This is a genomic window from Bacillus sp. FJAT-27001 (genome assembly GCF_019039175.1).
Classification (GTDB): domain Bacteria; phylum Bacillota; class Bacilli; order Bacillales; family Bacillaceae; genus Bacillus; species Bacillus velezensis.
Map to the genome: position 1 here is coordinate 26634 of NZ_JAHOAA010000001.1, position 11102 is coordinate 37735.

General features: G+C 45.7%; 8 protein-coding genes and 1 tRNA gene. 7 read left to right on the forward strand and 2 right to left on the reverse strand.

The features are described 5' to 3' along the window. Positions 1–34 precede the first annotated feature (34 nt). Positions 35–1810 carry a gamma-glutamyltransferase gene (gene ggt, locus BGM27_RS00100; protein WP_007407357.1) on the reverse strand — a complete coding sequence of 592 codons (1776 nt, stop codon included), beginning with the start codon at positions 1808–1810 and terminating at the stop codon, positions 35–37. Between the two features lie 243 nt (positions 1811–2053). On the opposite strand from ggt, the gene BGM27_RS00105 reads away from it, so the two are divergent. The 3 genes from BGM27_RS00105 (at position 2054) to BGM27_RS00115 (ending at position 3261) form a co-directional block, all read left to right on the forward strand. Further along, positions 2054–2284 carry an excisionase family DNA-binding protein gene (locus tag BGM27_RS00105; protein WP_003153848.1) on the forward strand — a complete coding sequence of 77 codons (231 nt, stop codon included), beginning with the start codon at positions 2054–2056 and terminating at the stop codon, positions 2282–2284. 316 nt (positions 2285–2600) lie between these two features. Then, positions 2601–3146, forward strand: coding sequence for a site-specific integrase (locus BGM27_RS00110; protein ID WP_007407359.1), 546 nt, complete (start codon positions 2601–2603; stop codon positions 3144–3146). A 42-nt stretch (positions 3147–3188) separates the two neighbouring features. After that, positions 3189–3261, forward strand: a tRNA-Arg gene (locus tag BGM27_RS00115). Between the two features lie 145 nt (positions 3262–3406). Here the strand turns inward: BGM27_RS00115 and BGM27_RS00120 are convergent. Beyond that, on the reverse strand, positions 3407–3949 hold the full coding sequence (locus tag BGM27_RS00120; RefSeq protein WP_007407360.1) for an IseA DL-endopeptidase inhibitor family protein: 543 nt from the start codon (positions 3947–3949) through the stop codon (positions 3407–3409). A gap of 228 nt (positions 3950–4177) precedes the next feature. Here BGM27_RS00120 and BGM27_RS00125 point away from each other — a divergent pair, with 228 nt between their 5' ends. From BGM27_RS00125 to BGM27_RS20450, 4 genes are all read left to right on the forward strand, one after another. After that, the gene (locus tag BGM27_RS00125) at positions 4178–5566 is read left to right on the forward strand and encodes an MATE family efflux transporter (RefSeq protein WP_007407362.1); all 1389 of its coding nucleotides are present in this window, start codon (positions 4178–4180) and stop codon (positions 5564–5566) included. Positions 5567–5680: 114 nt separating this feature from the next. After that, positions 5681–6649, forward strand: coding sequence for an aldose 1-epimerase (locus BGM27_RS00130; protein WP_007407363.1), 969 nt, complete (start codon positions 5681–5683; stop codon positions 6647–6649). 18 nt (positions 6650–6667) lie between these two features. Then, complete coding sequence (gene dacB / locus BGM27_RS00135) at positions 6668–8143, forward strand: D-alanyl-D-alanine carboxypeptidase/D-alanyl-D-alanine endopeptidase (protein ID WP_007407364.1); 1476 nt, start codon at positions 6668–6670, stop codon at positions 8141–8143. Positions 8144–8622: 479 nt separating this feature from the next. Next, positions 8623–11102: non-ribosomal peptide synthetase (locus BGM27_RS20450; protein ID WP_483297752.1), on the forward strand; the 2480-nt coding region annotated here is incomplete at its 3' end.

The following is an 11102-nucleotide window of genomic DNA, read 5'->3' on the forward strand; positions in this document are numbered from 1 at the left end:
TTTCTCAGCTTGAGAAACGAGGCTTTTTGTCTTGTCATTTTTCACATTTTTTCAAGTTTACGCCGATTGCGGCTCCGTTTCGGCTTGAGTCGGCAACTCCGGTGAAGGTGCCGTTTTCACGGTCGATCAGGATGCTTTGCACATTCCCGATATCAACCGGGCTGCTGCCGAATTTATGCCCCATTTCGTTCAGTTTTGTGCGGGCTTCTTCCGGCACTCCTTTTTCATATCGATAGGATGTCATGCTGTTTGTGTAAATTCTCGGCTCTTCGACCGCCGCTTTCAGATCCATGCCGTACTCAACTTTGTTCAGGATCGTTTGCAGGACGGAAGAAATAATCGTTGCTCCGCCGGGGGAGCCGACAGTCAGGACAGGTTCGTTATTTTTGAATAAAATAGTCGGAGTCATGCTGCTGAGCGGACGTTTATTCGGCTGCACTTCATTTGCACCGCCAGGCACCGCATCAAAGTCTGTTAACTCATTATTCAACACAACGCCGTATCCGGGAACCATAATGCCGGAACCGAACAGCTGTTCAATCGTTGTCGTATAAGATACGACATTGCCGAAGCGATCAGTTACCGTGAAGTGAGTCGTTTGGCCTTCTTGTTTGTCAGTCGGCTGCTCCACTTGTTTATAGTTTGCAGAACCTTCCTGATAGGCCCAAGGGTCGCCGGCTTTCGGTTTTTTATTGACTTTATCAATATCTATCAGCTGTCTGCGGGCATTGATATAATCTGGATTCAAGAGGCCTTTGAGAGGGACGTTGACGAATTCTGGATCCCCGGCAAATGCGGCGCGGTCAGCGTAAGCCAAATGCATCGTTTCTGCGAGAAGCTGATATTTTTGCCAAGAACGGATATCATATTGAGAAAGCTTAAAATCATCCAGAAGGTTCAGCATTTGCAACAGGAAAACACCGCCCGAGCTTGGAGGAGGAGCAGTTGCGATATGATAGCCCTGGTAATCTCCCCAGATCGGTTCGTCAATCGTCACATTGAAGTTTTTAATATCTTTTTCTGTCATTGAGCCGCCGAATTCCTGCACTGTTTCCGCAAGCTTTTTGGAGAATGCTCCGTCATAGAATGCTTTTGTGCCTTTGTACTTAATAGCTGTAAATGTTTTGGCTAAGTCTTTTTGGATGAGTGTGTCTCCTTCTTTCAGAGGTTCTCCGTCCGGAAGAAACACGTCTTTTGCAGCAGTGTGTGATAATTTGTCTTTATAATCTGAGATGGCATCAGCTAAAACCGAATCGATCGGAAAGCCTTTTGAGGCAAGTTTAATGGAAGGGGTGATGAGTTGTTTCATGGAGCGTGTGCCCCATTTGTCGAGCGCTTTTTCAAGTCCTTTTAATGTTCCCGGAACACCGACTGCAGTCCCTTTCGTAACGCGTTCGGAGAAAGGGATGGCTTTGCCGTTTTCGTCAAGGAACATATCCGGTGTTGCGCCTGCCGGTGCGCGTTCTCGGCTGTCGATAATGGTGGTGTCTTTCGTCTTCGCATCATAAACCATCATAAATCCGCCGCCGCCGATTCCTGACATCATAGGTTCAGTTACGTTTAATGCGAATTGAATGGCAACCGCGGCGTCAATTGCATTGCCGCCTTTTTTCAGCACGTCGGCACCGATTTGTGAAGCGAGAGGGTGGGCGGTGGCAACCATGCCGTCTTTGCCGACATCTACCTGTTTGTAGTCGTCATAGGAAAACGGGTGTTTCTTAGCCTGAGCGTGATAAGGGATGCTTCCGGCCGCGAGCAACGTACTGAGCAGAACGATAAAACAGAGATTCATAAACTTTTTCTTTTTCATAGTCTGCCTCCTTTGTTTTCCGCTTACAATTATAGAGTAAGTAAAATGTGCTGTTTTCACAAGTGACAAACGGAATAGTCCGGTGCGCAAAAAGCCGGAGTTTCTGTGTGAATGTAATCAGTCGCAAATAGGCTAAATGGGAAACCGGACTGAAAAAGCTGTGAAACAAGCATAAAGACAAAAAATAAGCTACAATGAACAAAACAGAATTCACTCACATGACATATGAAAGGAACGTGAGCCATGTATTTAACGATCAAAGAGACAGCGGAGTTTACCAGTCTTCCTGAAGAATATGTGCACAATCTTGTTTTGACGAATAAAATAAGGGCCGTCCATGACGGACAGCAATATTTAATCAACAAGGAACAATTTCAAACCCATCTCGAGCAGTTGGAAAAATACAAGGAAATGATTCAAGAGTTTTTAAATGAGCCGCTTCCTGAAGACATTGATGTAAAAGATGAAGACTAGGACACAATTTCATATTGTGTCTTTTTTTTTGCATTTTTTTCGGTTGCTCACAAAAAAACGGATGCTCAGATTTCTTTTTAAGGACGTTGTTTTCATTTTTTAATGCCTTGGGCCTCTATTTGTTTAAAAGCTTGTCACCGGGCTGAAAATGATGTTTTTGAGGAATTTGTTGAAACTGCGTATCTGATTCCCCTTATGTAACACTATGTATATTATGTTACATAAGACCCTTTATCCTTTATCATTCAACGGGTTTCGGCTATAATAGTAACATTATGCTCAATATGTTACTTTACCAATTATAAGGGGTTTTTTGATGCATATCGTACAGCCGATCCGAAGTTTGGAGAAGATCCAGGAAGTCAAAGAGTATTTAATGCAAAAAAGTGATCGTGATTATTTTTTATTTATTTTCGGCATGAACAGCGCACTGCGGATTTCAGATGTTCTGCCGCTTCGCGTGAGGGATGTCAGGAACAAAGATCATGTGTGGGCAACCGAAAGCAAAACGAGAAAGAAAAGAAAAATTCTGATACTGGAGTCTTTAAAGGCCGACATATACGCTTATACAAAAGACATGAAAGAGGATGACTATTTGTTTAAATCGAAACGGACGAATAAGCCCATATCCCGGATTCAGGCATACAGAATATTAAAGGAAGCGGCTGCCGCTTGCGGGTTGGAGGAAATCGGGACGCATACGCTTAGAAAGACGTTCGGGTATCATTTTTATCAGAGGACAAAAGACATTGCTGAACTGCAGAGGATTTTGAATCATTCTTCTCCGTCTATTACAATGCGTTATATCGGAATAGATGAAGATACGACGAGAGCCGCCTATAAAGTGTTCGGAGGGCTGTAGACTTGAAAAAAACGGCCGCCAGCGTTACTATAATAGAAGCAGGCTCTAGTAGCACAGCGGATAGTGCAGCAGTTTCCTAAACTGCAGGTCGGGAGTTCGAATCTCTCCTAGAGCGTTTTTTGTATAAGATAGGCGCAGCTTAATAATGCCGGTAAAACAAAAACCCCCTTGTTATACAAGGGGGTTTTGAGTTGGATATTTTGTGAAAACCTGATGGAAATGATGTGAAAAAAGCCCGCTGTAAGCAAGCGGGCTTTTTCTTATATGACAGCATCAAATTGATTGACTTTCCAAACGTTGTTTTCTTTTACGAATGTTACATCGCGTTTTGCTGACGGAGAACCGTCAAGAGTCGGTACAGTGAAGCGGTATGTTTGGACGCTTCCTTTTTTAGAAAGAAGGGTCATTTTTGCTTTTTTCCAATTCAGGAGGTTATCTCCGTCGCCGACCGGAACAGCCAATTTGCCGTCTTTTACAGTGAAGTGGTAATCTTTGAGCCCTTTGTCAATCGCTTGCTTTGTAAAAGCGGGTGTCAGATATTTTACGGCTTTCGCTTTTGTTCCGAGGTCTTTGCACATAAATACATATTGCAGATTTTGATATTCAAACGGTTCAGATGTGCAATTTGCGTTTGATTTAAGCGCACCGCCGCTCATTGTATTCCAGAAATGTTCTCTCGCTGACAGGGCCAGCTGAAGTGCTTGTTTTTGTGTAAGGTCATTAGGTGCATTTTTTGCAGTCGCCACAGTGCCCAATGACAGAATCAATGTAATAGTAGTGAGGAATAATAGCCATTTTTTCATGATATAATCTCTCCTTCAATCAATCTCTTTCTCTTATGTTACAAATGTTACAATAATTACGGTAAGATTACAATACCTTTTCAAAAATATTTTCCGGACTTTTTATTTTTATGGTTTATTTCCATGTAAGACGTGAGAAAAAGATAAAGAGTTTCATTGAACAAAAGGTTTTTACAAGCTGTCTGCTGAATAATAAAATGGAAGAAAATCAAAAAAGGAGTCCTACATATGGAAGTACAAGATCATTTAGAAACAGCGGAAGGCCGCGGCCAGTCAGTCTGGCGATCGATGTCACTGTTTTTAGTGCCGCTGCTTTTAAGCAATGTATTGCAATCTGTCGGCCAATTGGTCGGAATGGTATTTGTCGGAAGGTGGCTCGGAGTCGATGCGCTTGCCGCCGTATCGTCTTTTTTTCCGCTGTTTTTTCTGCTGATCTCCTTTACGATCGGAATCGGTTCGGGAAGTTCCATTCTGATCGGGCAGGCTTACGGCGCGAAAAACGAAGAGAGGATGAAGGCGATTGTCGGCACTACACTGACTTTTACCTTTATGCTCGGTGTTGTCCTGGCAGTTGTCGGCAGTGTGTTTACGCTTGATATTCTGCGGCTGATGGGAACGCCGGAAAACGTAATAGATGTCAGTGTCCGATATGCGCGCATTTTGTTTTGCGCAATGCCGCTGATGTTTTTATATTTTGCGTATACGACATTTTTACGCGGAACGGGAGATTCAAAGACTCCGTTTTATACGTTAATCGTCAGTACAGTCATAAACATCGGGCTCTTGCCCTTATTGATTCTCGGGCTTTTCGGACTTCCGAAGTTCGGCATTTACGGTTCGGCGTATGCAACCGTGATTTCAAACATCGTGACATTTATCGTACTCATGGTTTATTTGCGGAAAAGGAAACATCCATTGGCATTTGACCGGACTGCGCTCCGTTCTCTTAAAATGGACAAAAAGCTGCTCGCGCTTTTACTCCGTCTCGGTATTCCGTCGAGCATCAATATGATTCTCGTGTCACTTTCTGAAATTGCGGTCATTTCATTTGTCAATCATTACGGATCAAACGCGACGGCTGCTTACGGGGTCGTCAACCAAGTGGCGAGTTATGTGCAGATGCCGGCGGTAAGCCTCGGTATCGCCGTTTCCATTTTTGCCGCCCAATCCATTGGCGCCAATCAATTCGGCCGGCTGAAACAGGTCATCAAAGTCGGCATCGGCCTGAATTATTTGATCGGCGGGGTTTTGATTGTGCTGATTTACACCTTCTCCCGGCAAATACTTGCTTTGTTTTTAACAGATCAGGACACACTCCACATTGCCCGCAATCTGATTATGATTACCCTTTGGAGCTATTTGATTTTCGGTCACGCTCAGATCGTTTCAGCGACGATGCGGGCGAGCGGTACGGTGTTATGGCCGACGATTATCAGCATTTTTGCGATTTGGGGAATTGAAGTGCCTGTGGCCTTTATTCTTTCTCATTATACGAATCTCGGCATTCTCGGCATTTGGGTCGGTTATCCGGCGGCTTTTGTCGTCAGCCTGCTGCTGCAATACGGATATTACCGGTTTGTATGGAAGAAAAAACAGATTACCCGGCTGATTCAATAAGGTTTTACCGCACATCGCTCAGTTCATACGGGCGATGTTTTTTTAGAGAAGGAAAATGAGTTTAGAAAATGGAATTCCTATACATGCTAGAAAACAAGGAAAGGGCAGGTGCTTATGACGATTGAACATACGACTTATTTAGGGGCTTCAGCCATAAAAGCGGAGACTGATCAGGCTGAATGCATCATTGTGCCGGAGTGGGGATCAAATGTCATATCGCTTCGGGATAAAAGAACCGGTATGCGGCTTCTGAGAGAACCGGAAACTGCGGAGCAATTCCGCAAAAAACCGATGCTGTACGGCATTCCCGTTTTATTCCCGCCGAACCGAATTACGGATGGGACGTTTCGTTTTGACGGCCGCGCGTATCAATTTGAGATAAACGAAGAGGATAAACATAATCATATTCACGGCTTTCTTCACAATCAGCATTGGAAAGCGACGGCAGCGAAAGAAGAGGGGGATGGAATGAAAGTCGAAACAGAAATTGATCTTTCAAAGATTCCCCGTGTTCATAAACAATTTCCGCACGATGTCATTGTCCGGATGACCTATACATTAAAAGACAATGTGTTTACGCAGCGGGCGCTGATTATGAATAAGGGAACGGAGGCTTTTCCTTGGGGGCTCGGCTATCATTCAACTTTTGTTTTCAATGAAGAGCGATCCCGTCTATTTTTGACGGCTGACCGCATGTGGGAATTAAATGAACGTTTCGTGCCGACGGGCCGTTTATTGGATGTGCCTGATAAAGAAGCGTTCCGTCAGGGGGTGTCTTTGAAAAATAAACAGTTTGACGATGTTTTTCTTTCTTCCGGACGGAATGGCGGCAATAACGAAGCTGTTATTTATCATCCGGATGAGCAATTATCCGTGCTGTATCAAGCAGACATGTCTTTCAAGCATTGGGTGGTATATAACGGTGACGGAAAGCAAGGGTTTGTCAGTCTTGAGCCTTATACTTCCGTTACAGATGCATTTAATCTGAATCAGCCTGCATCACTGACAGGGCTTCAGATTCTGAAACCGGGCGAAGAAGCGGCTGCGTCATCCAGGATCACCATTTTGCATGACGAAGAATAGGAAAGAGGCGGGATAACATTGAAAACATATGTGAAACGCTTGAGCGCGGTGATTCTGCTTTTGGTCATTGCCGCAGTTCCTTATATTGATGAGGCGGCTAAGGCGGCTGAACAAAAAAATACTTTGCAAAAAGAGCTGGAACACATTCTGGATGAAGAACCTGCTTTAAAGGGAGTTTCAGCGGGCGTCAGTGTCCGGTCAGCAAAAACAGGGGAGGTGCTGTTCGGCAGCCGGGAAGATATGCGGCTGAGGCCTGCATCACTGATGAAGCTGCTGACGGCATCTGCAGCGCTTTCCGTTCTCGGAGAAGATTACACCTTTAAGACAGAAGTACGGGCAGACGGCGCCGTAAAAGGAAAACAGCTGCGCGGAAACCTTTATCTCAGGGGAAAAGGTGATCCGACCCTATTGGCTTCTGCTTTTGAGAAGATGGCTAAACAGGTCAAAGCCAGAGGCATCCATGTCATTAAAGGAGATCTGGTCGGGGATGATTCGTGGTATGACGATACCAGGTATTCAGTTGATCTTCCGTGGAGTGATGAAGGCCAATATTATGGCGCGCAAGTATCAGCTCTTACCGCTTCCCCAAATGAGGATTATGATACCGGAACGGTGATTGCGGAAATCAGCCCGGCAAAACAGCCCGGTAAAAAGCCGCGCATTTCGATTTCCCCCCATACGGACGTCGTTCGTGTGAAAAATGAAGTGAAAACCGTCGCTTCTGATGAAGCGAAAGAATTGACGGTTGAACGGGAGCACGGCGGCAATGTGATTACGATAAAGGGAACCATACCTGCCGGCTCGGCAAAGGCAAGAGAATGGGCGGCGGTGTGGGATCCGTCGTCCTATGCTTTAGATTTATGGAAACAAGCGCTTACTAAACAGGGTATAACTGTAAAAGGGAAAATCAGAACAGGGCGAATGCCGCACCGCACCCAGCTTGTCACATCACGGACATCCATGCCTCTTTCAGAATTATTGATCCCGTTTATGAAACTGAGCAACAACGGGCACGCCGAAATTCTGATCAAGGAAATGGGAAAAGTGAAAAAAGGGGAGGGCAGCTGGGAAAAGGGCTTGGACGTGATGAAATCGGAGCTCAAATCGTTCGGGCTCAATCCGGATAAATTGATTGCAAGAGACGGATCCGGCGTTTCTCATATTAACGGCGTATCCGCCGGCCAAATCGGAGAGCTTTTGTATGCGGTTCAGAAAGAAAAGTGGTACCCGGCTTTCCTTCGTTCGCTCCCTGTTGCCGGCGCAAGCGACAGAATGACGGGAGGAACCCTTCGGAACCGGCTGAAGAATACTCCGGCAGAAGGCAAAATTAAAGCGAAAACCGGGTCACTAACATCAGTCAGTTCGATTGCCGGCTATGCAGACACAAAAACAGGAGATACGCTTATTTTTTCCGTGCTTCAAAACGGGCTGCTTGACGAAGATGACGGAAAAGACATTGAAGACAAAATCGCAGTCGTGCTGGCAAATCAATAAGAAGGGCCGAATCCTTAGAGGATTCGGCTTTTTTTGATGTCTGTAAAACATTATATTGCGATTATGAATCAATCTTTTCAAAAAGTAATATCGGCAATATCCTTCCTTTTTTTTACATACCGCTTTCTTACATGTTCACCGATTATTCATTTTTTAACATAAAACTTCTTTTCGGGAGGAAAACCTTTTTAAAAGCGCAATTAATTATACATTTTATTCCTTATTATAGTGTTTAAGAACCAGTTTATAGTATGCATACATACCGTTTTACATGGTATAAAGATTATAGAAATGAAGAAGTGAAGTGAGGAATATATACTATATTCTAAAAAATGTTAGAGAAAATTTAATTTTTTATTGTGATTTCTAAAATATGTTTTAAAATAATGCTTATATGGATGATTAAGTCATATGCTGTCGAAATTTAATTGTAATTATTTCACTTTCTTATCCTCTTAAATTGAAGCGGAGGGATTCCATTGGAGAACACTGTTTATTCTTTAACTCACGCACAAAGAAGAGTGTGGTTTACGGAGCTGCTCGAACCGGGCACAAGTATCTGCAATCTCGCGGCATGCGTCAAATTCAGGGGGGACATCGATTTTGACGTACTGCGCCATGCTTTAGATTTTTCTATCTCGCAAAATGATTCGCTCAGGTTTCAACTGACAGAAGGGGACGGATCAGAACCCCAGCTGTATCTTGCGGGGCATCGGCCGATTTCTCTAGAGACTGTTGATTTTACTCATACTGATCAGGCAGAGCGGGACGCATGGATTGACACGCAGACCCGTGTTCCGTTCAAGCTGTTTCATTCACCTCTGTATCAATTTACTCTGCTTGTCATGTCAGACGAAGAAGTTTGGCTTTATTCAAAATTTCACCATATTATCATGGACGGCATCTCGCTCAACCTGCTCGGCAACCAGCTCATTGATATCTACCAAAAGATCATGCGGAGCGAGGATTTAACTGAACACCACAGACCTTCCTATCTCAGCTACATGGAAAAAGAACAGCAATACTTACAGTCTTCCCGTTTTCAAAAAGACCGTTCATTTTGGACTGAAACATACCGAACCGTTCCGGAACACCTTTCACTGGCGGAACGAACCTCTCATCTTAGACAAAGCACTGCGGCTTCCAGAGATACTATCACTCTTTCTCACTCCTTAGAACAATCTATCCGGCGTTTTTGCAAAGAAAATAATATCAGCATCATCTCTCTGTTTATGGCTTCGTTATACATATGCATCAGCCGTCTGACGGCTAAAAAGGATATTGCCATCGGCACTTATTACGGAAACCGGGGCTCCAGGCTCGAAAAGGATATGCTCGGCATGTTCGTCAGCACACTGCCGATCAGAATGACGGCAGATCCTGATGCGGAGTTCCTGTCCTTTGTCCGCAGCGTAGGAAAAGAGCAGCTGTCTGTTATGCGGCACCAGAAATATCCTTACAATCTTTTTGTGAATGAATTAAGGCAGACTCATCATGACCTGCAAAATATCATCGGTATTTCGATGCAGTATCAGCCGCTTGAGTGGCGTAAGGCAGACGGTTTCGATTATGAAACGGCCATGTTTTTCAGCGGACATACCGCAAACGAGCTATCCATTTTAATTAAGGAGCGGACAGATACGGGATTGATTGAGCTGAATTTTGATTACCAATCCGCTTTATTTACTGAAAAATCGATTAAACGTATTCAAACTCATTTGCTGACGATCGTTGAAAATGCCGTTAGAAATCCTAACCGGCTGATTCGGCATATTGATATGGCGGATGAAAATGAAAAGAAACGGGTGTTATCTGCGTTTAACCGTACAGAAGCGGTTGAACCGCCGGCTCCGACGCTTCACGGGCTGTTTGCCCGCCGTGCCGCGCCTTCGCCGCATCGTCCGGCGCTCCGTTTTCCGGGCGGCATGCTGACGTACGCCGAGCTCGATCAGTACACAGACAGGCTCGCCGTTCGGCTCCGACAAAAAGGCGTCCGCAAAGAAAGCATGGTCGGCGTGCTCGCTGAACGTTCGCCGGAGATGGTGGTTTCAGTGCTTGCTGTGTTAAAAGCGGGCGGCGCCTACGTGCCGCTTGACCCGGAGTATCCTGAGGACAGGCTGCGCTATATGCTCGATGACAGCGGGGCTTGTCTCCTGCTTGCACAGCCGGGATTATCCGTTTCCGGTTTTTCCGGAGAAACGCTAGAAGTGTCTCTTTCTGCTCTGACAGGCGAGACGGAGACAGGGGCTGTCTCTGAAGAAGCGGATAGCGATTCGCTCGCTTATATCATTTATACGTCCGGTTCGACGGGAACACCGAAGGGAGTGGCTGTTGAACACCGTCAGGCCGCCGCCTTTTTATCAGGGATGCAAGGGCAGTTCCCGTTGACAGAAGAGGATATTATCGTGCTGAAATCATCCTTTTCTTTCGATGCTTCCATCTGGCAATTGTTTTGGTGGACGATGTCCGGCGCGTCCGTGTATCTGCTTCCGGCCGGATGGGAGAAAGATCCTGTGCGGATGATTGAAGCGTTTGTCTCAGAAAAGGTGACGACCGCGCATTTTATTCCGGCGATGGTCAACAGCTTTTTAGACGCACTGGAAACAGAGCCTGCGGAAACAAGAAAACGCCTCGGCAGAACCTTGACACGCGTGTTTGCCGGAGGGGAAGCTCTTTCCCCGCTTACGGCTGCCCGGTTTGCCGATCTTCTGCCGGAGACCGTGCTCATTCACGGCTACGGGCCGACGGAAGCGACGGTGGATGCGGCGTTTTACGTCTGTGACCGAAAACGGGACAGCGGACGGACGCGGCTTCCGATTGGTAAACCCGTTCCGGGTGCCCGTCTGTATGTATTAGATAGCGGAGGAACCATCCAGCCTGCGGGCGTGGCAGGAGAGCTGTACATCGCGGGGACAGGGGTGGCCCGGGGCTATCTGAACCGGCCCGAGCTGACGGAGGA